General features: G+C 67.2%; 15 protein-coding genes, 1 tRNA gene and 2 pseudogenes. 10 read left to right on the top strand and 8 right to left on the bottom strand.

Annotation, left to right across the window (positions count from 1 at the left end; genetic code table 11):
- Positions 1 to 7 precede the first annotated feature (7 nt).
- Positions 8 to 2,164 carry a putative bifunctional diguanylate cyclase/phosphodiesterase gene (locus MARPU_RS12510; RefSeq protein WP_005221678.1) on the top strand — a complete coding sequence of 719 codons (2,157 nt, stop codon included), beginning with the start codon at positions 8 to 10 and terminating at the stop codon, positions 2,162 to 2,164.
- 12 nt (positions 2,165 to 2,176) lie between these two features.
- On the opposite strand, the gene MARPU_RS12505 is transcribed toward MARPU_RS12510, so the two are convergent.
- Together MARPU_RS12505 and MARPU_RS12500 are read right to left on the bottom strand one after the other, a co-directional pair.
- Positions 2,177 to 2,253 (bottom strand) — tRNA-Arg (locus tag MARPU_RS12505).
- Between the two features lie 337 nt (positions 2,254 to 2,590).
- Entirely contained in the window at positions 2,591 to 4,594 is a 2,004-nt protein-coding gene (locus tag MARPU_RS12500; protein ID WP_005221680.1) for a UvrD-helicase domain-containing protein, read from the bottom strand.
- Between the two features lie 346 nt (positions 4,595 to 4,940).
- Between MARPU_RS12500 and MARPU_RS12495 the strand changes: the two genes are divergently transcribed.
- The 4 genes from MARPU_RS12495 (at position 4,941) to MARPU_RS12480 (ending at position 9,100) form a co-directional block, all read left to right on the top strand.
- On the top strand, positions 4,941 to 6,299 hold the full coding sequence (locus MARPU_RS12495) for a hemolysin family protein (RefSeq protein ID WP_005221682.1): 1,359 nt from the start codon (positions 4,941 to 4,943) through the stop codon (positions 6,297 to 6,299).
- Positions 6,300 to 6,636: 337 nt separating this feature from the next.
- Entirely contained in the window at positions 6,637 to 6,978 is a 342-nt protein-coding gene (locus tag MARPU_RS12490) for a DUF2782 domain-containing protein (protein ID WP_005221685.1), read from the top strand.
- Between the two features lie 174 nt (positions 6,979 to 7,152).
- Complete coding sequence (locus MARPU_RS12485; RefSeq protein WP_005221687.1) at positions 7,153 to 7,725, top strand: TRAP transporter small permease subunit; 573 nt, start codon at positions 7,153 to 7,155, stop codon at positions 7,723 to 7,725.
- On the top strand, positions 7,718 to 9,100 hold the full coding sequence (locus tag MARPU_RS12480; RefSeq protein WP_005221690.1) for a TRAP transporter large permease: 1,383 nt from the start codon (positions 7,718 to 7,720) through the stop codon (positions 9,098 to 9,100). The genes MARPU_RS12485 and MARPU_RS12480 overlap by 8 nt, the downstream gene beginning before the upstream one ends.
- An 84-nt stretch (positions 9,101 to 9,184) precedes the next feature.
- On the opposite strand, the gene MARPU_RS12475 is transcribed toward MARPU_RS12480, so the two are convergent.
- The 4 genes and pseudogenes from MARPU_RS12475 to MARPU_RS17275 all read right to left on the bottom strand — a co-directional run bounded on the left by MARPU_RS12475 (position 9,185) and on the right by MARPU_RS17275 (position 15,367).
- Positions 9,185 to 9,541: a PilZ domain-containing protein gene (locus tag MARPU_RS12475; protein ID WP_005221692.1), complete on the bottom strand. Its 357-nt coding sequence runs from the start codon at positions 9,539 to 9,541 to the stop codon at positions 9,185 to 9,187.
- A gap of 478 nt (positions 9,542 to 10,019) precedes the next feature.
- Positions 10,020 to 12,731 (bottom strand): DNA polymerase I, encoded by a 2,712-nt coding sequence (polA, locus tag MARPU_RS12470; RefSeq protein ID WP_005221694.1) that lies wholly within the window; start codon positions 12,729 to 12,731, stop codon positions 10,020 to 10,022.
- Positions 12,732 to 13,287: 556 nt separating this feature from the next.
- A pseudogene (locus tag MARPU_RS12465) lies at positions 13,288 to 14,449 on the bottom strand (IS701 family transposase).
- 61 nt (positions 14,450 to 14,510) lie between these two features.
- Positions 14,511 to 15,367, bottom strand: a protein-coding gene (locus MARPU_RS17275; RefSeq protein ID WP_156929247.1) for an IS5 family transposase whose coding sequence is annotated in 2 segments (ribosomal slippage) — positions 14,511 to 15,025 and positions 15,025 to 15,367 — 858 coding nt in all. Because the reading frame shifts where the segments join, the coding sequence is not laid out codon by codon here.
- A gap of 126 nt (positions 15,368 to 15,493) precedes the next feature.
- Between MARPU_RS17275 and MARPU_RS12455 the strand changes: the two are divergent.
- Together MARPU_RS12455 and MARPU_RS12450 are read left to right on the top strand one after the other, a co-directional pair.
- Positions 15,494 to 16,655, top strand: a pseudogene (locus tag MARPU_RS12455) (IS701 family transposase).
- A 348-nt stretch (positions 16,656 to 17,003) separates the two neighbouring features.
- Complete coding sequence (locus MARPU_RS12450) at positions 17,004 to 17,204, top strand: YgaP family membrane protein (RefSeq protein WP_005224720.1); 201 nt, start codon at positions 17,004 to 17,006, stop codon at positions 17,202 to 17,204.
- A gap of 170 nt (positions 17,205 to 17,374) precedes the next feature.
- Here MARPU_RS12450 and MARPU_RS12445 read toward each other — a convergent pair whose 3' ends face one another.
- Positions 17,375 to 17,680, bottom strand: a complete 306-nt coding sequence (locus MARPU_RS12445) for a sll1863 family stress response protein (protein WP_005224721.1) — start codon at positions 17,678 to 17,680, stop codon at positions 17,375 to 17,377.
- A gap of 124 nt (positions 17,681 to 17,804) precedes the next feature.
- Positions 17,805 to 19,073, bottom strand: a complete 1,269-nt coding sequence (locus MARPU_RS12440) for an MFS transporter (protein ID WP_005224722.1) — start codon at positions 19,071 to 19,073, stop codon at positions 17,805 to 17,807.
- Between the two features lie 95 nt (positions 19,074 to 19,168).
- Here MARPU_RS12440 and MARPU_RS12435 point away from each other — a divergent pair, with 95 nt between their 5' ends.
- From MARPU_RS12435 to MARPU_RS12425, 3 genes are all read left to right on the top strand, one after another.
- Complete coding sequence (locus tag MARPU_RS12435; RefSeq protein ID WP_005224723.1) at positions 19,169 to 20,068, top strand: LysR family transcriptional regulator; 900 nt, start codon at positions 19,169 to 19,171, stop codon at positions 20,066 to 20,068.
- A 269-nt stretch (positions 20,069 to 20,337) separates the two neighbouring features.
- Positions 20,338 to 21,219 carry a PEP-CTERM sorting domain-containing protein gene (locus MARPU_RS12430; RefSeq protein ID WP_005224724.1) on the top strand — a complete coding sequence of 294 codons (882 nt, stop codon included), beginning with the start codon at positions 20,338 to 20,340 and terminating at the stop codon, positions 21,217 to 21,219.
- Positions 21,220 to 21,385: 166 nt separating this feature from the next.
- Complete coding sequence (locus MARPU_RS12425) at positions 21,386 to 22,333, top strand: helix-turn-helix domain-containing protein (RefSeq protein ID WP_005224725.1); 948 nt, start codon at positions 21,386 to 21,388, stop codon at positions 22,331 to 22,333.
- The last annotated feature ends 70 nt before the right edge of the window (positions 22,334 to 22,403 follow it).

Genomic DNA, 22,403 nt, shown 5'->3' with positions numbered 1-22,403 from the left:
TCTTCCGATGCGTCCACATCTCGCCGCCTCTCCGATCCGCGTGCTGCTCGTCGACGATGACACCCCCTCGCGCTATCTGCTCGCCGAGGCCCTGGACCAGAGCGGCATGACGGTTGCCGAGGTCGATAGTGGCGCGCAGGCGCTCGCCTGGGTGGCCACCGAGGGACTGCCCGAGATCGTGCTGCTTGATGTGATGATGCCGGGACTCAATGGTTTCGAGACCTGCGCGCGGTTGCGTGCGCTCCCGGGAGGCGACTATCTGCCCATCCTGATGATGACCGGTCTCGATGACGAGCACTCGATCGAACGGGCCTACCGGGCCGGGGCGACCGACTTCGCGGTCAAGCCGATCATCGCCTCGGTGATCGTGCATCGCATTCGCTACATGGTGCGCGCCGGTGAGGCCACCGAGGCGCTGCTGCTCAGTGAGCGTCGGCTCGGCGCCGCGCAACGGATGGCGCGAATCGGCGACTGGGAGTGGCTGCCGAACGAAGGGAAGATGCGCTGGTCGGCGTTGGCGCTCGAGATCCTCGATTGCCCGTCCACGAGTGAGACCAATGACCTCGAGGCCCTGATCGAGCGGGTGCCACTCGATGAGCGTGACGCGGTGACCGAGTGGTTTGCGCATCTCGGGGATCGTGATCGCGATGCCGAGTTGCACCACCGGGTGTTGACCACCGCAGGCGAGGTGCGCCATCTGCGTCAGTTCGTCGAACCCTCGCACTCCATGACGCCTGGCGGCGCCTGCTGCTATGGCGCGGTCCAGGACATCACCGCACTGCAGGAGGCCCAGGCCCACATCCATCGGCTCGCCTTCTTCGACACCCTCACCGGACTGCCCAACCGGGTGCTGTTCCAGCAGCGTCTCGAGCAGGTGTTGACGGTGATGCACCGACGCCGCCATGCCTGTGCGCTGGTGTTCATCGATCTCGACAACTTCAAGCAGATCAACGACACCCTGGGGCATCATCTCGGTGATCTGCTGCTCAAGACCATCGCCGAGCGTCTCGCCGCAAGCCTGAGCGTCACCTGGTCGAAGACCTGCGAGGCCGATCCGGATGCCCAGCAGTGTCTGGCACGGCTCGGTGGCGACGAGTTCGCGCTGCTGTTGCCCGATGTCGGTGGGGTGCGCGGTGCGATCCGGGTGGTGCGTCGTTTGCAGAGTGACCTGAGCGAGCCGCTCGAACTCGACGACACCACCGTGGTGGTGACCCCGAGCATCGGCATCACCCTGTTTCCGCAGGATGCACAGAACGCGACCGACCTGCTGCGCAACGGCGACCTGGCGATGTATCAGGCCAAGCGTTCCGGCAAGAATACCTATCGCTTGTTCGACGTCAGCATGAACGACGACATGCGCCAGCGGATGCGGATCGAGAACGCCTTGCGTCAGGCGCTCGCCAGGGACGAGTTCACCCTGCACTACCAGCCGCAGGTGGATCTGCACAGCGGCGAGGTCAGCGGGGTCGAGGCGCTGCTGCGTTGGACGCACCCGGAGCTTGGCGCGGTCTCGCCGCAGTTCTTCATCCCAGTGGCCGAGGAGAGCGGACTGATCCTGCAGATCGGCGACTGGGTATTGCGCGAGGCCTGTCTTCAGCTGGCGCGCTGGCGCGCCGACGGGGTGTTCATCCAGCGGGTGGCGATCAATGTCTCGGCCAACCAGTTCGCGCGGCGCGGTTTTTCCGAGCGTGTCGCCCAGGTGCTGCGCGAGAGCGTGCTCGATCCGGCCTCGCTGGAACTCGAACTGACCGAGACGGTGTTGATGAATCAGCCCCGCGAGACGGTGACGACCCTGCGCGCGCTCAAGACCATCGGAGTACAGCTGGCCGTCGACGACTTCGGTACCGGCTATTCGAGCCTGAGCTATCTGAGACGCTTCCCGATCGGTCGCTTGAAGATCGACAAGTCCTTCCTGGTCGATATCGAGCGTGACCGCGATAATGCCGCCATTGCCCAGGCTGTGATGGCGATGGCCGAGACCATGGGATTGGAAGTGACCGCTGAGGGGGTGGAGCGTCATTCGCAACTCGAACTGCTGCGCGCGCATCACTGCAGCGAGGTGCAGGGGTTCCTGTTCAGTCGCCCGGTCGCACCGGCGTCGATCCCCGAGGTCTGCCAGGCGATCCGCATCATGGCCGCAACGGCAAGCGAGGAGCTGGAGTAGGGGAGAGGGAGTTGGCGCGCCCGGCAGGATTCGAACCTGCGACCCCAGCCTTCGGAGGGCTGTACTCTATCCAACTGAGCTACGAGCGCGTGGGGGATACGATAGACACAGAGGCTCTATCGGAAGAACGATTATGACGAATCTGCCCGCGTTCGTCAAAGGGCGCCGCCGTCGACCAGCGACCAGCCGCCAGCGATCAGCCGCCAGTGGGCGCGATCACCCGACGGCGGTGTGGGCCCGCGCCCTCTGTGGCCTCACGCCGACACCACACATCATTCACTTTGCGTGCTTCGCGGCTTTGCGGTTCACGACCAGCCACCGCCCGTCGCCCACGCAACCCTGACGGTCCCGTACCACCGCCCGCTGCCCGCACCCACTGGCGGCTGACGGCTGACGGCTGACGGCTGACGCCTGGTCGCTGGCGCGCTACGACCCGAGCATGTCCTTGAGCATGTCGAGATGGCTGCGGCCGCGGGCCTTGCTGCGCTCGGGGTCGGACTTGGGGCCGCCCTCCCAGATCAGCTCGTCCTCGGGCAGTTCGCCGAGGAAGCGGCTGGGTTCGCTGCGCACCCACTCGCCGTAGCGCCGGCGGCGGCGCGCCAGGGTGAAGGTGAGGCCGCGCTGGGCGCGGGTGATGCCGACATAGGCCAGGCGGCGCTCCTCCTCGATGGTGTCCTCCTCGATGCTGGTGCGGTGCGGCAACAGCTCCTCCTCCATGCCGACCAGAAAGACGTGAGGGAACTCCAACCCCTTGGCCGCGTGCAGGGTCATCAGTGAGACCCGCTCGCCGCCTTCCTCCTCGTCCTGGCGTTCGAGCACGTCGAGCAGGGTGAGATGGGCGACCAGGTCGCCCAGTCCGCGTCTGCGCTTGGTGTCGCGGTGCAGGCTGCCGAGCCATTTCAGCAGGTCCTCGACGTTCTCGTAGCGGCGCTCGGCGACCTGCTGGCTGGAGGCGTTCTCGCGCAACCAGGTGGGATAGTCGATACGCTCGACCAGGGTGCGCAGGGCCGTCGGCGGGTCGCCGTCGGCGGCGCGTGCCTGTTCGCGGATCAGTGCGGTGAAGGCGCCGAGCCGGTCGCGCTGGCGCGGGTTGAGGTGCTCGGCCAGGGCCGGGTCGGCGCAGGCGGCGAACAGGCTGGTGCCCTCGGCGCGGGCATGGGCGGCGAGGCGCTCCAGGGTGCTCGGGCCGATCTCGCGGCGCGGGGTGTTGACCACGCGCAGCAGCGCGGCGTCGTCCTCGGGGTTGGCGAGCAGGCGCAGATAGGCCATCACGTCCTTGACCTCGGTGCGGGCGAAGAAGGAGGTGCCGCCGCTGAGGAAGTAGGGGATGTCGTGGACCCTGAGCGCCTGCTCGAACAACCGCGCCTGGTGGTTGCCGCGATAGAGGATGGCGATGTCGCCGAAGGCGACGCGCTCGGCGTGGTGGAGATGGAGGATCTCGGCGGTGACCCGCTCGGCCTCGTCGCGCTCGTCGCGACAGCGCAGCACGCGCGCCGGCTCGCCGGGACCGAGTTCGCTCCACAGCCGCTTCTCGAACACGTGCGGGTTGTTGGCGATGAGGGTGTTGGCGAGCCCGAGGATACCGGCGCTGGAGCGGTAGTTCTGCTCGAGCATGATGATCTCGAGCTGCGGGTAGTCCTCGCGCAGTCGCGCCAGGTTCTCCGGGCGCGCGCCGCGCCAGGCGTAGATCGACTGGTCGTCGTCGCCGACCACGGTGAAGGCGCCCTCGGGGCCGGCGAGCAGGCGTACCAGCTCGTACTGGGCGCCGTTGGTGTCCTGGTACTCGTCGACCAGCAGGTAGCGGATGCGCGCGCGCCAGGCCTCGCGCACCGGCTGGCACTCGGTGAGCAGCCGCGCCGGGGCGAGGATCAGGTCGTCGAAGTCGACCGCGTTGTAGGCGCGCAGGCTGCGCTCGTAGTCGGCATAGAGTCCGGCCAGCTCGGCCTCGAAGGCGTCCTCGGCGCGGCTCAGCGCCTCGGCCGGACCGATGGTGTCGTTCTTCCACCGCGAGATGCGTTGCTGCAGCGCGCCCGGGGCGATGCTGTCGGGCGCGCGTGACTGGCGCAGGTGCTCCTTGAGCATCGACTCGACGTCCTGGGCGTCGAGCAGCGAGAAGCCGGGGCGCAGTCCGGCCGGCTCGGGATCACGACGCAGGATCTCGAGTCCGAGGGTGTGGAAGGTCGAGATCGCCAGGCCGCGGGTGTCGGTGCCCTGGAGCTGCTGGCCGATGCGCGCGCGCATCTCGCGCGCGGCCTTGTTGGTGAAGGTGACGGCGCGGATGTGGCGTGGCTTGAGGCCGCCGTGGTCGATCAGATGGGCGATCTTGCGGGTGATCACCCGGGTCTTGCCGGAGCCGGCGCCGGCGAGCACCAGCAGGGGGCCGTCGGTATAGCGCACGGCCTGACGCTGTCGGGGATTGAGTCCGCTCATGGGGTGGGGCGTGCCGGGTTGGTCAACGCATCATTATGCCCCAGGGCCTCGGCGCGATGGGGTGTGGGTGACAAGCGATGGGGCTTGGGCGATGATTGGGTGCGTCATCATCGCGTCAGGAGCCGAGCGAGGCGAGTCCTCGTGTCATGATCATCGTCCCCCGTATCCGGCGCCCGCCGATGCGTCACCATCCGAGCGCCGCACCCGTCAGCGGGTGTCGGGGCCGCGCCCACCGGCCCGTCGCGCGGCACGACCCGACTCCCCCGATCCGTCCGTGTCATGCATCCAGATCGACCGCGCCGCGCGCGAACGCTCGGATGCCCTCATCCCGTCCGTCCGAGGCCTCATGGAACTGTTACTGCTGACCGCCCTGATCCTGCTCAACGGCGTCTTTGCCATGTCCGAGATCGCGCTGGTGACGGCGCGGCGCGCACGGCTCGCGCGCCTCGCCGGGGATGGCGACCGCGCCGCCCAGGTCGCCATCGAGATCGGCGAGGATCCCACCCGCTTCCTCTCCACCATCCAGATTGGCATCACCTCGATCGGCCTCCTCAACGGCATCGTCGGCGAGGCGGCGCTGGCCGGGCCGCTCGCCGCCTGGCTGCAGACGCTCGGGGTCGAGCAGGCGAGTAGCGAGGTCGGCGCCACCGTACTGGTAGTGATGGTGATCACCTATGTCTCGATCGTGATCGGCGAGCTGGTGCCCAAGCGCATCGGTCAGCTTGATCCCGAGGGCATCGCGCGCCTGGTGGCGCGGCCGATGAACCTGTTGGCCAGCGCCTCGCGTCCGTTCGTGTTCATGCTCTCGCGCTCGACCGCGCTGACCCTGCGTCTGCTCGGCCAGCGCGAGCTGGCCTCGCCGACGGTGACCGAGGACGAGATCCAGGCACTGCTCGAAGAAGGCTCGCAGGCGGGCACCATCGAGAAGGTCGAGCACGAGATGGTGCGCAACGTCTTCCGCCTCGACGATCGGCCGATCAGCTCGCTGATGACCCCGCGCTCGGAGCTGGTGTTGCTCGATCTGGAGCGCCCGCTCGATGAGAACCTGGCGCGCGTGGCACAGGCCGGGCACTCGCGCTTCCCGGTCTGTCGCGGCGGTTTCGGTGACGTGCTCGGGGTGATCGGCGCCAGACAGCTGTTCGTCCAGCAACTCGCGGGAGGCGCGATCGACCTCACCCGCGACCTGCAGGAGCCGCTCTATGTCCCCGAGTCGCTCAATGCCATGGAGCTGCTCGGCCAGTTCCGCGATTGCGGCACCCATCTGGCCTTCGTGGTCGACGAATACGGCGAGGTGCAGGGCATGGTGACCCTGCACGACCTGCTCGAGTCGGTCGCCGGTGAGTTCCACGCACTCGGTGACGAGGACGATGCCTGGGCGGTGGAGCGCGAGGACGGCTCCTGGCTGCTCGATGGTCTGATCCCGGTGGTCGAACTCAAGGACCGACTGGGGCTGCGCACCGTGCCCGAGGAGGAGCGCGGGCGTTATCACACCCTCTCGGGGATGATGATGTGGCTGCTCGGTCGCCTGCCGGCGACCGGCGACATCGCCCATTGGGAGGACTGGCGCCTCGAGGTCGTCGACCTCGACGGCAAGCGCATCGACAAGGTGCTGGCTAGCGCCTGTCCGGCCGCGTCCGAGACCTCGCCCGATGAGGCCGCCCCGATGAACGGGGAGACGGGCGGCGATGCGGCGAAGACGGAGTGAGCCAACAGTGGGCAGCGACCAGCGACCAGCGACCAGCGACTAGCGGTCAGTCGCCAGCTGCCAGCTGCCAGCGACCAGTCGTCAGTCGTCAGTCGTCAGTCGTCAGCCGTCAGCCGTCAGCCGTCAGCCGTCAGCCGTCAGCGACCAGCCGCCGGCCGCCGGCCGCCAGCTGGCAGTGGCCAGCGGGGCGGGTCTCTGCCGCGACCGTTGAGTGGGCCACCCACTGGAGGCTGACGGCTGGAGGCTGGAATCTGCTGCCAGGCCGCCGACCGCGCACGCGGTGGACGTTTCGTAATACCATTGGGGCTTCGTATACGCCGAGGAGAAGGGTGACGACGTGAAGAGGTTGCTCGCGATCATCGTCCTGGCCGTGATGGCCGGGACGCTCCATGCCCAGGAGCCGGAGGCATCCGGTGGTGGTTTCCTGGAGGTGCCGACCGTCGTTCCCTCGCCGGTCACCGGCGAGGCCGTCGAGCCCGACATCACCATCCGCGAGGACGGCGATGCCGTGGTCTACGAGTACCGGGTGCGCGGCGCGCTGTACATGGTCAAGGTCCAGCCCCAGGTGGGACCGCCCTATTATCTGTTCGATACCGATGGTGACGGGGTGATGGACGCGCAGGACAACTCGCCGGACAATCTCGCCGTCCCCCAGTGGGTGCTGTTTCGCTGGGACTGAGCGGCTGAGCCCCGACCCGTGGATGTGGCCGGGGCCGCGCTGACTGGACGCCTCGCTTCGTCCTCGTCTCATCCCGCCCCGATGTCGCCCTGACCTCCAGGGGTTTGATCGTCCTGTAACGCATGGACGCGAGCGCGCGACGGGCTCGTGTCTCCGAAACCGAAAAACCGACAGATGAACAATCACTCTGCAACCCGTGCGGCGCGTCTGCTCGCCCTCGCCGATCGGGTCGAGCGCACGATCCGGCGCACCGGTGAACTGGTCGCCTGGTTGGCGCTGGCGATGGTGCTGGTCACCTTCACCGTGGTGGTGCTGCGCTATGTCTTCGACCTCGGCTGGATCGCGCTCCAGGAGTCGGTGACCTATCTCCACGGGCTGATGTTCATGCTCGCCATCGCCTACACCTTCGGTGCCAACGGCCATGTGCGGGTCGATATCCTCTACCAGCGCTGGTCGCGGCGCACCCGCGCCTGGATCGACCTCGGCGGCACCCTGCTGCTGTTGCTGCCGGTGTGCGGCTTCATCCTCTGGCTCGGCTGGGACTACGTGGCCGAGTCGTGGCGGGTGCGCGAGGCCTCGCGCGAGGCCGGCGGACTGCCCGGGGTCTATCTGCTCAAGACACTGATCCTGGTGATGCCGGCGTTGCTGCTGGCCCAGGGGCTGAGCTATGCGCTGCGCAACGCGCTCTATCTCGCCGGTGTCGACTCGGCACTGCCCGCCAGCGAGGGGGAGAGCGCCCGTGTCTGAGCTGATGCCGTTGTTCCTGTTCATCGGGGTGGTGGCGGTGCTGCTGCTCGGCTATCCGGTGGCGCTGTCGCTCGGCGGCACTGCGCTCGCCTTCGCGCTCGCCGGCGAGGCGCTCGGCTGGTTCGACCCGAGCTTCCTCGAAGCGCTGCCCAACCGGCTCTACGGGGTGATCACCAACGAGACCCTGATCGCGGTGCCGTTGTTCGTGTTCATGGGGGTGATGCTCGAGCGCTCGCGCATCGCCGAGCACCTGCTCGACACCATGGCGATGCTGTTCGGCTCGGTGCGCGGTGGTCTGGGGATCTCGGTGACCCTGGTCGGCATGCTGCTGGCGGCGAGCACCGGCATCGTCGGGGCGACCGTGGTGACCATGGGGCTGTTGTCGCTGCCGGTGATGCTCCGGCGCAACTACGACCCGGCGGTGGCCGCCGGCACCATCTGCGCCTCCGGTACCCTGGGGCAGATCATCCCGCCCTCGATCGTGCTGGTGCTGCTCGGCGACGTGCTCTCCTCGGCCTATCAGCAGGCGCAGCTGGAGATGGGGGTGTGGTCGCCCGATACCGTGTCGGTGGGCGATCTGTTCGTCGGCGCGCTGGTGCCGGGGTTGTTGCTGGTCGGGCTCTATCTGCTCTATCAAGTCGGTCTGGCGGTCGTCCGTCCCCAGGCGGTGCCGGCGATCCCCGCCGAGGAGCGGCCCGCCGGTCGTGGCGAGCTGGCGCGTCGCGTGGTCTCGGTGCTGCTGCCGCCGTTGCTGCTGGTGGTGGCGGTGCTCGGCTCGATCCTCGGTGGTCTGGCGACGCCGACCGAGGCCGCCTCGGTCGGCGCCGTCGGTGCCATGGTGCTCGCCGCCGCGCGCCGTCAGCTGTCGCTGACGATCCTGCGCGAGGTGGTGCGCCAGACTGCGACGGTCACCAGCATGGTGTTTCTGATCTTCATCGGCGCGGCGATTTTCTCGCTGGTGTTCCGCGGCTTCCACGGCGACGATCTGGTCACCGAGTTCCTCACCGGGCTGCCCGGCGGCGTGGTTGGCGCCGTGGCGGTGGTGATGCTGGTGATGTTCCTGCTCGGCTTCATCCTCGACTTCATCGAGATCACCTTCGTGGTGGTGCCGATCGTCGGTCCGGTGCTGCTGGCGATGGGGCTCGATCCGGTGTGGCTGGGGGTGATGATTGCGCTCAACCTGCAGACCTCCTTCCTCACCCCGCCGTTCGGCTTCTCGCTGTTCTATCTGCGCGGGGTGGCGCCGCCCGGTGTGGGCACGGCGCAGATCTATCGCGGGGTGCTGCCCTACATCCTGATCCAGCTGGCGATGCTGGCGATGCTGGCGCTGTGGCCGGCACTGGCGACCTGGCTGCCGGGGCTGATTTACGGCTGATCCCGATCCCGGGCACCCTGACCGTTCGGCCCCGCAAGGGCTGAACAGGGTGGGATCGGAGCAGGAGGGGGGACGTAAAGGGGCTCAGTAACTGCTGAGGTGCAGTCGAGCGGTGGCGGCGGACGCCTGGGCGGGGAGTTCGGCGGCGGGGCGACGTGGCAGGTCCTGGTAGAGGGTGTTGTGCTCGTCGCGGAACATCACCCCGACCCCGCCGCCATGGTGATGGACCACGATCGCCGGTATCAGCCAGTGACGACCGAGCGCCTGGAACTCCAGCTCGATCAGGGTGCCGGTGGGCAGGGTGACGTTGCGGACATCCAGGAGCATGCCCTGGTTGGACAGGTTGCGTGCGGTGGCGCTGCAGAAGCGACGCTTGCGGTAGAGGATCTGGACCTGCAGATCGATCGGCAGGCGTGCGCAGTAGCGGCGTTCGACGGACATCGCTGAGCGACTCCATGGGGTTGATGGTCAGGCCATCTTAGTCAGCGATCTTGACGGTGCCGTGACCGGTGAGGTCGGGCGCCAGTTTCTGCCTTCAGCCGCCAGCTTTCAGCTTCCAGCGATCAGCCTCCAGTCGGGCGGGCCGGCGCACATGAGCCGCGGTTGACGGACAAAGACGCTCTTTCGTGTTCGCGGCTCACAATCTCCTGGCCGCTGGCCGCTGGCCGCTGGCCGCTGGCCGCTGGCCGCTGGCCGCTGGCCGCTGGCCGCTGGCCGCTGGCCGCTGGCCGCTGGCCGCTGGCTGCTGGCGGCGCCCCAAAAAAAACCCCCGACGGCCCAGGGGGAGAGGGCTGCGGGGGAGTCGCTTCCCCGGCGAGGGCTGCCGGGCACTGGACCGCTCCCAGGGGGGAGGAGCGGCCTGTATCGCACACGTCGGTTGTGACTGACTATTTTCGTCGGAGTTCCCCGAGGGTGCGTCTCAGTGCGCGGCCTGCCAGTTCTCGCCCACGCCGAGGTCGACCACCAGGGGCACGCGCAGCTCTGCGGCCTGCTCCATGGCGGCGCGGATCCGTGCCCCGACCGCCTCGACCGCGTCGGCGGCGACCTCGAACACCAGCTCGTCGTGGACCTGCATGATCATCCGTGCCGGCGGTCGCTCGCGCTCGATCCAGTCGTCGAGGGTGATCATCGCGCGCTTGATGATGTCGGCGGCGCTGCCCTGCATCGGCGCGTTGATGGCGGTGCGCTCGGCCGCGGCGCGGCGGTTCTGGTTGCGGCTGGCGATCTCGGGGAGGTGCAGGCGGCGGCCGAACAGGGTCTCGACATGACCGTCCTCGTGCGCCTGGGCGCGGATCCGCTCCATGAAGGCATGCACCCCAGGGTAGCGCTCGAAGTAGCGGTCGACATAGTCCTGGGCGGCGGCGCGGCCGATGCCGAGCTGACGCGCCAGACCGAAGGCCGACATGCCGTAGATCAGCCCGAAGTTGACCGCCTTGGCCGAGCGGCGCTGCTCGGCATCGACCGCCTCGGGGGCGATGCCGAGGATCTCGGCGGCGGTGGCGCGATGGATGTCCTGGCCGCTGGCGAAGGCGGCGAGCAGACGCTCGTCGCCGGAGAGGTGGGCCATGATCCGCAACTCGATCTGCGAGTAGTCGGCGGCGATCAGCAGGTTGCCCGGCTCGGCGACGAAGGCGCGGCGGATGCGCCGTCCCTCCTCGGTGCGGATCGGGATGTTCTGCAGGTTGGGGTCGCTCGAGGACAGCCGACCGGTGGCCGCGACCGCCTGATGGTAGGAGGTGTGCAGCCGCCCGCTGTCGGGGTTGACCAACTGCGGCAGCTTGTCGGTGTAGGTCGAGCGCAGCTTGGCCAGACCACGGTGTTCGAGGATCAGCCGCGGCAGCTCGTGGCCCTCGGCGGCGAGCTGTTCGAGCACCGACTCCGAGGTCGAGGGTGCGCCCTTGGGGGTCTTGGCCACCACCGGCAGCCCCTGCTCGTCGAACAGGATGGCGCCGATCTGCTTCGGCGAGCCCATGTTGAAGGGCCGCCCGGCGACCTCGTGGGCCTGGGTCTCGAGCGCCTGGATGCGTACGGCGAGGTCGTGACTGTGGGTGGCGAGCTGGTCGCAGTCGATGCGCACGCCGTGGCGCTCCATGCGCGAGAGGATCGGCACCAGCGGGATCTCGAGATCGCGATAGAGGGCCGCCAGTCCCGCCTCGCTCTCCAGCCGGGGCCACAGGTGTCGGTGCAGGCGCAGCGTCACCTCGGCGTCCTCGGCGGCATAGGGGCCGGCCTGGTCGAGCGGGATCTGGTCGAAGGTGAGCTGCTTGACGCCCTTGCCGGCGATGTCCTCGAAGGCGATGGTGTCACAATCGAGATAGCGCCTGGCCAGCGAGTCCATGTCGTGTCGCCCGGCGGTGCTGTCGAGCACATAGCTCTCGAGCATGGTGTCGTGGGCGATGCCGCGCAGGGTGATGCCGTGACGCGCCAGCACGCTCATGTCGTACTTGAGGTTCTGCCCGACCTTGGCGCGCTCGGGGTCCTCGAGCAGGGGCTTGAGCGTGTCGAGCACCCAGTCGCGATCGAGCTGCTCCGGGGTGCCGGGGCAGGTGTGGGCGAGCGGGACATAGGCCGCGGCGCCCGGCTCGATCGCGAAGGAGACGCCGACGATCTCGGCGCGCATGTAGTCGAGCGCGGTGGTCTCGGTGTCGAAGGCGAACAGCGGCGCGGCGCGCAGCCGCTCGACCCAGGCGAGGAACCCGTCGCGATCGAGCACCACCTGGTAGTCCGCCGCGCCCTGTGGGGTCTCCGGCGCGGTCGGCGCCGGGGCCGTCGGGTCGAGGCGGTCGAGATCGGCGAGCAGCTTGCGCGACTCGATGCGCTCGAACCACTCGCGCAGCCGCTCGCGATCGGGCGTCCCCGGCACCAGTTCGGTGGGGCCGAGCGGCAGCGCGACGTCGCACTTGATGGTGGTGAGCTGGCGTGACAGCGGCAGCTGGTCGAGCGCGGCGCGCAGGTTGTCGCCGACCTTGCCCTTGATGACCGCGGCATTGGCGATCACCCCGTCGAGGTCGCCGTGGGCAGCGAGCCACTTGACCGCGGTCTTGGGGCCGCACTTGGGCACCCCGGGCACGTTGTCGACGCTGTCGCCCATCAGGCTCAGGTAGTCGACGATGCGCGCCGGCGGCACGCCGTACTTCTCCTCCACCCCGGCGGCGTCGAGCAGGGCGTCGGTCATGGTGTTGATCAGGTGCACCCGATCATCGACGAGCTGCGCCATGTCCTTGTCGCCGGTCGAGATCAGGGTGCGGATGCCGGCTGCGGCGGCCTGGGTGGCGAGGGTGCCGATGACGTCGTCGGCCTCGACCCCGGGCACGCACAGTAGCGCCAGGCCCATGGTCTCGATGATGGTGTGCAGCGGTGCGATCTGCTCGCGCAGATCCTCGGGCATCGGCGGGCGATGGGCCTTGTAGTCGGCGTAGAGGTCGTTGCGGAAGGTCTTGCCGCTGGCGTCGAACACCACCGCGAGATAGTCCGGGCGGTAGGTCTCGATGAGCTTGCGCAGCATGTTGAGCACGCCGATCAGCGCCCCGGTCGGCTCCCCCCGCGAGTTGGTCAGCTTCGGCATGGCGTGATAGGCGCGGAACAGATAGCTCGAACCGTCGACCAGGATCAGGGGGTAGGGTGCTGCCATGGATGGGATCTCTCGCGAGTCAGGGTGGATCGGGGCGAAGACGTTAGCATAGCCCGCGCTTCGGACCGCCGGGAGATTGAACCGCCAAGACACGAAGAGCGCGAAGATGAGGAAAGGCTTCCAGCCGCCAGCCTCCAGTGAGGGGGCAGGGTTGTCTCGTCGCGTCGCGGTTAACCGCATACCGACACTGGAGGCTGTTTGCTGTTTGCTGTTTGCTGTTTGCTGTTTGCTGTTTGCTGTTTGCTGTTTGCTGTTTGCTGTTTGCTGTTTGCTGTTTGCTGTTTGCTGGTCGCTGGTCGCTGGTCGCTGGTCGCTGGTCGCTGGTCGCTGGTCGCTGGTCGCTGGTCGCTATCGGTCCGATCGCTCGGATCGATGGGTATACCTACTACTACAGCCGCACATCATTATGGCGGCCCAGCCCCTCGCGCTCGATAATGACAGACCCTGGCCCGCGCCTGATGTCGTCGTCGCCAATCCGACCAGGCGATGACAGCATCAGGCGGGGCGCGTTCGCGCCACAACAGCGCCTCGAGCAGGTGCCGGATCTCAGGGGCGGTCAGTGCGATCCGCCCGGCGACAGCGCCCCCTTTTTCGCCCGTCGTTGCAGCACGACGAGGCAGGCATGGGCCAGCAGCGCAAGGGTGATATGGCGATGCCAAGCCGGCCAGCGGCGCACCTCATACTCGTCGAGCCCACACTGCTGCTTGGCCAGCTCGAAGCCGACCTCGATCGCCCAGCGCTGCCCGGCGACCTTGGCCAGGCGCTCGAGTGTGGCCTCGGCGCGGGGCGCGAAGGCGATGTAGTAGGCCCGCTCCTCGGGGCGGTTGCAGTTGCGCCGCACCCCCAGCCAATGCCCCCAGGCGCGCTCCTCGGCGCTGAGCTGCAGGCGCCACAGCGGCACCCAGGCCCACTCGAAGGTGCGCGCGCCCTTGCTCCCGGCGCCGACGGCGTGGCGCTGCCAGGCCGTCTCTGGCAGCGCCTTGGCCAGTGCCGCGACACGATGGGTCTGCGGGCCATCGAACCACACCGGTTCATTGCCCGCCACGGCGAGCACGAAGGGCTGTTGGCGCGCCTCGAGCCACAGGCGCAGCTTGCGATCCTTACCGTAGACGGCATCGCCCGTCACCCAGCCACAAGGTACCCCGGCATCGAGTGCGCGCTCGAGCATCGTACGCGCCAGGGCTGGTTTGGTCTGGAAGCGGCGTGCCTGCTCCGGGACGCCGGCCTCGGCGCAGCGTGCGGGGTCATTCGCCCAACATTTGGGCAGGTACAGCGCCCGATCGATGAAGGCCGCGCCGTGCCGGCTGGCGTAACACAGAAACACCCCGATCTGACTGTTCTCGACCCGGCCCGCCGTGCCGCTGTACTGGCGCTGCACCCCCACCGAGTGCGTGCCCTTCTTCAAGAAACCGGTCTCATCGACGATCAGCACCGCCTCGGCGTCGCCCACGCGCCTCGACGACATAGGCACGCAGCACCTCGCGCGCCGCCTCGGCGTCCCAGCGTGCCGTGTTGAGCAGGCGCTGCACCCCGTCCGGGCGCCGTTCGCCCAAGGTTTCGGCCAGCTGCCAACCGTTCTTGCGTGGCACTGTCGTCAGCAGCCCTTGCAGATAACCCCGCGCTCGGGCGCGCGGCTCAGGACGACGAAAACACGCCGCCAGGCGCTGATGGATCCTGTCCAGTTCCGTCTCCCAGCCAGAGACCTCGCTGTACTTCATGTTGTTTGAAAACCAAGCCGTTGAGTCCACATATCACAACACAAAATATGCGGCTGTAGTACTACGTTTTGTACGAAAAGTAATGCCTGAGGCATCTACGGATGCAAGCAAGCGTGAACATTGCCGAGAAACTGGCCGCCAACTTGTCGTAACGGGTGGCGATTCGTCGGCAGGACTTGAGCCAGCCGAACAACCGCTCGATGACGTTGCGTTTGCGATAGCTGGGCTTATTGAGTATCCGAGGACGGCCAGGCCTGGGCTTGCGCACGCCCTGGCGCTGCGGGATCACCGGACGGATGCCGCGCCGATCGCAATAGCGGCGTAAGTCGTCGGCATCGTAGCCCTTGTCGGCGAGCAGTTGGCGGCAACGGGTGCGCGGACGACCTCGATGAGCGCTGGGCAAGCGGACCTGATCGAGCAGCGGTTGGGCATGGCGAATGTCGCTGTGCTGGCCTGGGGAGAGCAGAAAGCTCAAGGGAACGCCCTTGGCATCGCAGAGCAGGTGGATCTTGGTCGTCAGGCCGCCGCGACTGCGCCCGAGCGCATGGCTCAGCGGCTCCTGCGGCCCCCCTTTTTTCCGCCGCCAGCGGCGGCGCGCGTGGCACGGATCGAGGTCGAGTCGATCATCCAGGTCTCCAGATCGATCAGCCCATCCTCGCGCAACCGGATGTGCAACCGCTCCAGGACCTTGGTGAAGGTGCCGTCGTCACGCCAGTCGCGAAACCGCTGGTAGACCGTCGACCAGGGACCGAAGCGCTCAGGCAGGTCGCGCCACGCCGCACCCGAGCACAGCACCCAGAAGATGCCGTTGAGCATCAGGCGGTCATCGCGGCGTGGGCGACCGGTACGCTGCGGACGGGAAAACAGATCGGCGATCAGCTCCCAGGCCTCTTCTGGGAGTTCGTAACGTCTCGACATCTGGCCTCTGCTCCTGCAAGAACGAGGTCAGTGTATCAAGCAGGGTTTTCGTACAAAACGTAGTACTACAGCCGCACATTTTTTGTGTTGTGATATGTGGACTCAACGGCTTGGTTTTCAAACAACATGAAGTACAGCGAAGTCTCTGGCTGGGAGACGGAACTGGACAGGATCCATCAGCGCCTGGCGGCGTGTTTTCGTCGTCCTGAGCCGCGCGCCCGAGCGCGGGGTTATCTGCAAGGGCTGCTGACGACAGTGCCACGCAAGAACGGTTGGCAGCTGGCCGAAACCTTGGGCGAACGGCGCCCGGACGGGGTGCAGCGCCTGCTCAACACGGCACGCTGGGACGCCGAGGCGGCGCGCGAGGTGCTGCGTGCCTATGTCGTCGAGGCGCTGGGCGACGCCGAGGCGGTGCTGATCGTCGATGAGACCGGTTTCTTGAAGAAGGGCACGCACTCGGTGGGGGTGCAGCGCCAGTACAGCGGCACGGCGGGCCGGGTCGAGAACAGTCAGATCGGGGTGTTTCTGTGTTACGCCAGCCGGCACGGCGCGGCCTTCATCGATCGGGCGCTGTACCTGCCCAAATGTTGGGCGAATGACCCCGCACGCTGCGCCGAGGCCGGCGTCCCGGAGCAGGCACGCCGCTTCCAGACCAAACCAGCCCCTGGCGCGTACGATGCTCGAGCGCGCACTCGATGCCGGGGTACCTTGTGGCTGGGTGACGGGCGATGCCGTCTACGGTAAGGATCGCAAGCTGCGCCTGTGGCTCGAGGCGCGCCAACAGCCCTTCGTGCTCGCCGTGGCGGGCAATGAACCGGTGTGGTTCGATGGCCCGCAGACCCATCGTGTCGCGGCACTGGCCAAGGCGCTGCCAGAGACGGCCTGGCAGCGCCACGCCGTCGGCGCCGGGAGCAAGGGCGCGCGCACCTTCGAGTGGGCCTGGGTGCCGCTGTGGCGCCTGCAGCTCAGCGCCGAGGAGCGCGCCTGGGGGCATTGGCTGGTGGTGCGGCGCAACTGCAACCGCCCCGAGGAGCGGGCCTACTACATCGCCTTCGCGCCCCGCGCCGAGGCCACACTCGAGCGCCTGGCCAAGGTCGCCGGGCAGCGCTGGGCGATCGAGGTCGGCTTCGAGCTGGCCAAGCAGCAGTGCGGGCTCGACGAATATGAGGTGCGCCGCTGGCCGGCTTGGCATCGCCATATCACCCTTGCGCTGCTGGCCCATGCCTGCCTCGTCGTGCTGCAACGGCGGGCGAAAAAGGGGGCGCTGTCGCTGGGCGGATCGCACTGACCGCTCCTGAGATCCGGCGCCTGCTCGAGGCGCTGTTGTGGCGCGAACGCGCCCCGCCTGATGCTGTCATCGCCTGGTCGGATTGGCGACGACGACATCAGGCGCGGGCCAGGATCTGTCATTATCGAGCGCGAGGGGCTGGGCCGCCGTGAAGATGTGCGGCTGTAGTAGTAGTAGGTGTGGGTCTATAATGGCCGCACAGTCAGTGCTGTGGTGGTGCAGGGATGACCACTAAGGTCGCGGACCTCGGGGCTGTGGTCCTCGTCGCGGAGCAGGGTCGGCCGGAGGGCTGGTCGTACGCCCTCCCGCATTCGGCTCGTCGGAGTCCGCAACACAGGCGTTGAAGCGATGAACCTGCCCAGGAATGTTGGTAAGACCGACCGTCACGTCCGTTTCGCCGCCGGCGGCGTGTTGGTGTTCGGTGGTATTGCCAGCGGTAGCTGGATTTTCAGTGCCATCGGTCTGGTGGTGCTCGCGACCGGTTTCCTCGGCACCTGTCTGGCCTATGTGCCCTTCCATATCAACACCTGCAAGGAAGGCGAGGAGTAAGGCGCTCTCGCACCGGGTCCGGGTTCGCTCTGTCGGCGTCTGGAACGACCCGGCCTGCGGGCCGGATCCGGGCGTCGCCCCAAGGAGCGACGCCCGGAGTCGCCGATCACGGCGTCATCGATGCGCGCCGACTCTGTGCTCGGCTGACCCTTGGGGCACAAGCCCCATCTTCATTTGTCGTCGAAGTGTGCGCGGATGCGCGAGAGTGTGTCGCGGGCGCCGCGCTTGAGTTCGTCCCACTTCTCCTCCGCGTCCTCGCGGATCTCCTCCCAGCGCTCGTCAGCCTCCTCGCGAATCCGCTCGCGTTTCTCGTGTCCGGCCTCCCATTGTGCGCGCAGCTCGTCGATCTGCTGCTGCACGCGCTCGCGTGCCTCGCCCGAGGTCTGGGTGGCCTTTTCCTGCAGTTGCTCGAGGTCGTCTTTCCACGCGTCGAGCTGTTGCTTGAGGTGGCTGAGATAGTCGTCTTTGGTCGGCATCGGTATCTCTCCCGTCGCTGTCTGCAAACCCGGTCGCGGACTCATGCCCGCGCCGTCCCAGTTCGACAGTGGGTCGGCTGAGGCGGCTGTGCAAGACTCGAGCACACGCCCTGATGGGCGCGGGTCAGTGTCCGCCGGTATCGGCCGGGAGGGCCGGTTCACGACAGGCGCCGGCGAGTCGTTGCCACCAGGGGCAGATCTGCGTCTGACCGTGCTCGCGGGCATGCAGCCAGAGTGCGAGGCCTAGGGTGAGCACCAGCGCCAGCACCGCGCCCAGCACCACCCCTGGCCAGTCCGCCCAGTGCCAGTAAGGCGCGAGATAGAAGCCGCCGAGGCTCGCCCCGGTGTAGTAGAACACCAGATACAGCGAGGAGGCGCTGGCGCGTGCCCGGGTGGCCTTGTGGCTGACCCAGCTTGCCGCCTGGGAGTGGGCGAAGAAGAAGCCGACGGCATTGATCAGCAGCCCGCCGATGATCGCCACCAGATGCGGCACCAGGGTCAGCAGGGTGCCGCCGAGCAGCAGCAGGGTGCCGGCGGCCATCGCCAGCGGTTGCGAGCGCCCGCGCGCCAATCGGCCGGAGAAGCTGGCGGCGACGGTGCCGGAGAGATAGGTGAGAAACAGCATCCCCAGCCACATCGGCGAGAGATGGTAGGGCGGGGCGCTCAGTAGAAAGGTGACATAGCTGTAGAGGTTGATGAACACCATGAAGTTGAGCCCGCCGATGAGGTAGGCGCCGAGGATGCTCGGGTTGCGCAGGTGCAGCGCGAGGTCGGCGACCATGGCGCGCGGTCGCGGCGGCTTGGGCTGGAAGCGGCGCGAGGGCGGCAGCAGGATGAGGGAGGCGATCAGCACCGCGAGGCTGAGCAACCCGGCGGTGAGGAAGCTCGCCTGCCAGCCCCACTCGGCGGCGCTCGCGCCACTGAGCAGACGCCCGGCGATGCCGCCGATCGAATTGCCACCGATATAGATGCCGACGGCCAGCAGCAGCGCCTCGTGGTCGAATTCGTCGCCGAGATAAGCCAGCGCCAGCGCCGGCACGCCACCGAGGAAGAAGCCCTGCAGTGCGCGCAGCGCGAGCAGGGTGCCGAAGTCCGGGGCGAGGGCGAGGGCGAGCGCGCAGGCGGTCGCCAGCGCCAGGGTGGTGAACATGATCGCGCGTCGACCGACGGCATCGGAGAGCGGTCCGAAGAGCAGCAGCGACAACCCCAGGGTGAAGGTGGAGACCGAGACGGTCAGACTGGCCTCCAGTTCCGAGATGCCGAGATCGCTGCGCAGCAGCGGCAGCAGCGGTTGCGGGGCATAGAGGTTGGCGAAGATGGCGATCGAGCTGAGACAGAGTGCCAGGGTCGCGCGCCAGAAGGCCGGGGTGCGTGCGGTGATCGGGGGGCTCATTGGAATCCTGAATAGATGGGGCGTGGGTTCATTGTATGAACGCCATGATCTATAAATAAAATAAATTTAAGATATTCGATCGATTTGAAATCGATATGGATTTGAAGCAGCTGCGTTACTTTCTCGCCGTGGTCGAGGCCGGTGGCTTCACCGCTGCCGCCGTTCGGCTCGGTATCGCTCAGCCGGCGCTGAGCATCGCCATCCGCAAGCTCGAGCGCACGCTCGAGCTGGAGCTGTTGCACCGGGGAGCGCGTCGGGTCACACCGACCAGCGAGGGCGAGGTACTGGCCGGGCACGCCCGGGCCTTGCTCGAACGTGCCGAGGCCGCAGAGCTGCAGATGCGCGAGCTGCGCGGACTGCTCAAGGGCGAGGTGCGTATCGGTTTGCCGAGCATCCTCGGGTCCTACTTCTTCCCGCCGTTGCTGATGGCCTTCAAGCATCATCATCCGGGATTGCGGCTGTCGGTGCAGGAAGCCGGTACCCGGAGTCTGCTGGACATGATCCGCGCCGGGGTGCTGGATCTCGGGGTGGTGACCAGCGACGCCGAACTCGACGGTCTCGAGACCCATCCCTTCCTGCGCGAGGAGGTGGTGGTGCACGTCGGACGCTCGCATCCCCTGGCGGCGGTTGAATACGTCGACTTTGCAACCTTGTTCGAACACGATCTGGTAGTCGCACGTAGCGGTTACTTCCTGCGCGAGTTCATCGATCGTCATGCCGCCGCGCTCGGGGTCGAGCCGCGTATCGCCTTCGAGACCAACCTCATCCCGCTCGCCGAGACCATCGTCCGTCAGGGTTTCGGCATCACCTGCGTGCTGCGCATGGTCAGCGAGCAGACCCACGATCCCGAGTTGGTGGCGATCCCCTTCGCCACGCCGGTTCATCTCGATTTCTCGCTGGCGTGGCAGAGCGGTGGCTATCTCTCGCGTGCCGATCGCGCCTTCCTCGACTTCATGCGAGAGCAAACCGCATGGCATGGCGATGGGGCGAGGTGACGGAATTCTTGACGGTGCTGGCCACAGGTTCCGGGCCTATCGCGCCGGCGGGTCCTGTCGCACCGAGGTTTTGGGTCCCAGGGTGGGGCCGCGGTGGTGAAAACGTCGATCTTTTTTACACGAATAGTGTTTTTTTGTTTCGCGATTTCGGCAGTGTCTCGTCTTTTCCTTTTCTTTCAAATGGTTGTCGGGCATGGCCTGCTTTTCGCTTCGGCCGTCTGCGGGGTGGAGTAGCCCCTTCGTCTTAAAGCGATACAGGGAGATGGATCATGTTGACTCGGAAAAGCGCGCTGTTCGGTGCGGCGATCATGATGTCACCGCTTGCCGGCGCTGATGTCATCAATGTCGGCGGGGTATTGTGGGACCCGGATTCGCCGCTCGACATGAAGATGGATAGTAACTTCACCCAGTGGTTCCAGAGCACCAACACCGGCTACGACATGGGGAGCCTGGTGGGCATCAACGCCTCCAACGCCACCTCGATGATGTTCGGCAACTATCTCTACGGCGGCGGCAAGATCAACAACTTCAACGACGCCAACGACCAGACCGGCCAGCCGAACCCCGAGACCCATCCGGCGGACTTCTGCCCGGGCTGTGAGCTGACCTATGAGTTCGGCGGCATCGAGTTCGTCGAGAACACGCCCGGTGGCGGTGACTTCCTCGATCCCACCACCTATACGGTCGACTGGAGCCAGTCGTACTTCAGGATCTGGGTCGATCACAGCCGGAACTTCAACGCCAACAACGACTTCGAGGCCGACCCGGACGAGATGTACGAGGCCGCCGATGGCACACTGTTCCTGGAGGGGACCTTCGAGTCGATTTCCTTCAGCGGTCAGCTCTTCGCCGCGGGCATGCTGTTCAGTAATGCCGGTTCTGCGATGCACGTCACCGGGGGCTTGGCTCAGGACTATTTCGATACCGATCCCCTCACGACACTGGCCGGTACGCCGTTCGATTTCTCCTACACCGCAAGCTCGCAATTCACGGTTGATCTGGCGGGAGGAGCCGACGTCTTCTTCGCCCGTGTCTCGACCGCCGAGCTGCAGGGTGACACCATCAGCATCCCCGAGCCCGGTGCGTTGGCGTTGCTCGGCGCCGGTCTGATCGGTCTGGCGCGGGTGCGGCGGCGTCACGACGCGGCCTGAGGTGAGTGGCTGACGACACCGGGGGGTCAGCTGACACCCCGGTGTCTTGTGGTATGCGGGCAGGAAACAAGCCGACTGAAAAGCAATCGATAATCGTTTTTATTTATAATCTGGCAGTCGTTCGTTGTCCCCGGTCGCAATCCGGGTTTTCACGAGGTGCCAGCCAATGTCCGCGATCCGTTCCCACTGCGCCAGCGATGTCCCCGAGTTGTGGCGGGTCGGGGCGAGGCAGCTCGATGCCCTGGCCCCGCGCGACGGTGGCTGGCGCTGCAGCCGGGTGGGGCTGGCTGGCGGTGAGGCCTGCTTCCGTCTCGCCCGGGTCGCCGAAGGGATCGCCTTCACCCACAGCCGGATCGCGCTGCGCCGTCCGTTGCGTACCCTGATCGAGCCGACGCCCCCGAGCCTGATGCTGGCCTTCGGGCTGAGTGGTGTCAGCCGTTTCGAGCGCCCGGGCGGGTCGGCGCGCATTGTCGCGGGTGATGTCTGGCTGCTGCCCGCCGATCACGCCCCGGTAGAGCGCAGCACCCCGGGTGATGAGGTCGTCGAGATCTTCCTGCTGCGCTTTGCGACCTCCGGGCTGGAGGATGTCGCGGCGCTCGCCGGTCAGGGGCCCAGGCGACTGGCGCGCGCGCTGTCGACCCGCGCCTGGGTCGGCGAGCTGGTCGCCGATCCGCTGGACTCGCCGCTGGCGCGATTGCGCGCCCAAGGGCGTGCGCTGGAGCTGCTGGGGCGCTGGCTCGAACCCTTGGCTGAGTCCGCATCGGTGACCCTGGACGCTGAGCTAACCCGTGCCGAGCGACGTGGCGTTGCACGCGTCGTCGAGCGGTTGCGGCAGGACCCCTTCGCACCCCCCACGCTCGCCGCGCTCGCCGCCGAGGCGGGGATGAGCCACAGTCGGCTCAACCGCTGTTTTCGGCGGGCGCACGGACAGACGGTCTTCTCCTGGCTACGCGAGCAGCGGCTGTTGCGCGCGCGGCGGCTGGTGCGTGAATCACCCGAACTCAGTCTCACCGAGATCGCCCTCGGTTGCGGTTTCAGCAGTGCCAGTCACTTCAGCGCGAGCTTTCGCGCGCGCTTCGGCGAGACGCCGGGAGCCTGTCGGCGCACGCGCTGAGGGCCTCGCGTTCAGCGCTCGATATCCCATGCTCGCCATCTGACAGCCGTGCCTCGTCGTGCCGGGCAGA

It is taken from the genome of Marichromatium purpuratum 984, assembly GCF_000224005.2.
GTDB lineage: Bacteria > Pseudomonadota > Gammaproteobacteria > Chromatiales > Chromatiaceae > Marichromatium > Marichromatium purpuratum.
The sequence above is the reverse complement of the archived record's forward strand: the minus strand, read 5'-3'. Positions and strand labels throughout refer to the sequence as shown.

Coding starts and splice junctions, on each gene's coding strand:
- MARPU_RS12510 (WP_005221678.1), top strand. CDS start 8: ATGCGTCCACATCTCGCCGCCTCTCCGATCCGCGTGCTGCTCGTCGAC.
- MARPU_RS12500 (WP_005221680.1), bottom strand. CDS start 4,594: ATGAGCGGACTCAATCCCCGACAGCGTCAGGCCGTGCGCTATACCGAC.
- MARPU_RS12495 (WP_005221682.1), top strand. CDS start 4,941: ATGGAACTGTTACTGCTGACCGCCCTGATCCTGCTCAACGGCGTCTTT.
- MARPU_RS12485 (WP_005221687.1), top strand. CDS start 7,153: ATGAACAATCACTCTGCAACCCGTGCGGCGCGTCTGCTCGCCCTCGCC.
- MARPU_RS12475 (WP_005221692.1), bottom strand. CDS start 9,541: ATGTCCGTCGAACGCCGCTACTGCGCACGCCTGCCGATCGATCTGCAG.
- polA (WP_005221694.1), bottom strand. CDS start 12,731: ATGGCAGCACCCTACCCCCTGATCCTGGTCGACGGTTCGAGCTATCTG.
- MARPU_RS12450 (WP_005224720.1), top strand. CDS start 17,004: ATGAACCTGCCCAGGAATGTTGGTAAGACCGACCGTCACGTCCGTTTC.
- MARPU_RS12445 (WP_005224721.1), bottom strand. CDS start 17,680: ATGCCGACCAAAGACGACTATCTCAGCCACCTCAAGCAACAGCTCGAC.
- MARPU_RS12440 (WP_005224722.1), bottom strand. CDS start 19,073: ATGAGCCCCCCGATCACCGCACGCACCCCGGCCTTCTGGCGCGCGACC.
- MARPU_RS12435 (WP_005224723.1), top strand. CDS start 19,169: ATGGATTTGAAGCAGCTGCGTTACTTTCTCGCCGTGGTCGAGGCCGGT.
- MARPU_RS12430 (WP_005224724.1), top strand. CDS start 20,338: ATGTTGACTCGGAAAAGCGCGCTGTTCGGTGCGGCGATCATGATGTCA.
- MARPU_RS12425 (WP_005224725.1), top strand. CDS start 21,386: ATGTCCGCGATCCGTTCCCACTGCGCCAGCGATGTCCCCGAGTTGTGG.